At 39.4% G+C, this 1,250-nt stretch carries 2 protein-coding genes; both read left to right on the plus strand.

Features of this window, described 5'->3' with window-relative positions:
• Positions 1 to 237 precede the first annotated feature (237 nt).
• Positions 238 to 615, plus strand: coding sequence for a hypothetical protein (locus tag QUB33_RS29515; protein WP_333358262.1), 378 nt, complete (start codon positions 238 to 240; stop codon positions 613 to 615).
• 63 nt (positions 616 to 678) lie between these two features.
• A partial coding sequence (locus tag QUB33_RS29520) for a transposase (RefSeq protein ID WP_333358265.1) occupies positions 679 to 1,250 on the plus strand: 572 nt, incomplete at its 3' end.

Here is a 1,250-nt window from a genome sequence, read left to right on the forward strand (position 1 = left end):
CCTCATTCTCTCCTGGCGCGGTGGCTCTAGTTCTTCTTTTGCCACCGTTCTCATCTTTGGTTAGTCTAAACTACAGTCACATTAGAAGAATTAAAAACAGTTTTTGACCTTCAACTTGTTACAGACGACCAATTTTTCCGAGAATGGCAAGATGAGTTACCAGAAATTACCGACTTTCAAAAACGACAACTAGATCAGATTAAAGCGGGTTACTTCAACTTGTTGGAGTATCCGCCGATGCTGGAAAAAACCATTAGTTTGTCGATAGTCTCTCCGCTGTTATTTGCAGGCGAGTTTTACCTGCATCCTTTCTACATTAAACCAGAAAAATCCGTCGAAATTTCCGAAGAAGATGAAGGGGTTATCATCAAAGGCAGCCTTGATACTTTAGTTTTTAAAGAGCAGTTGTGCCTGATGGTAAGAGAATCGAAACGAGTTTCATTTTCGATCGAAGCGGGATTGGCGCAAATCTTAGTTTATATGCTGGCAAATCCCAACCCGGACAAACCTAGTTACGGCATGATTGCTACAGGCGGCAGTTTCATCTTTGTTAAATTAGTGAAAGGAGCTGGGGGGGTGACAACCAGCCTGAAACCCAGAGGTGGTGAGGATTGAGCCAATGTGTGCTAAAAAAAGATAGGCAGCATAATTGTTACACGCTTGCCTATCCAAAAAATAATGATACCAACATTTTACCAGACTCATTTAAAAAAACAACTGACATCAGCTCAGTTTATTGTAATGACAACTTTGCTATCTGTGATGCAATCAGAAAAACAAGTGAGATTAGAACGACTGGCACGGGTATTTCCTTACCCAATTACAACGGAAAGTCGGCGTAGAAAATTACAAAGATTTCTGGATTTACCAAACTTAACTATCTCATTAATTTGGTTGCCCTTAATTACTTATTGGTTGACCACTTATTGCCGCATTGGTACTCGTTTATCAATTGCAATCGACCGTAGTCAATGGGGGTGCATTAATCTCTTTATGGTTAGCCTGATTTGGGAGCGAAGAGCAATTCCATTATACTGGTCGCTGTTGCCAAAATTAGGAAATAGTAACTTCGAGTCACAAACTACCAATTTAGAGCAAGTTTTACCATTATTTTCAGAATATCAAGTCATCGTTTTAGGAGACCGTGAATTTTGTTCTGTTGATTTGGAAAATTGGCTTAAGGAAAAGGGTGTGTCTTTTTGCTTAAGACTGAAAAAGAATCTTTGTATCGAAACAGAACATTTAGTTTG

This window comes from Microcoleus sp. B3-A4, assembly GCF_036705385.1.
Lineage (GTDB): Bacteria > Cyanobacteriota > Cyanobacteriia > Cyanobacteriales > Microcoleaceae > Microcoleus.

Excerpts from the sequence above, each read along its gene's own strand:
- QUB33_RS29515 (WP_333358262.1), top strand. The coding sequence starts at position 238 with ATGCTGGAAAAAACCATTAGTTTGTCGATAGTCTCTCCGCTGTTATTT.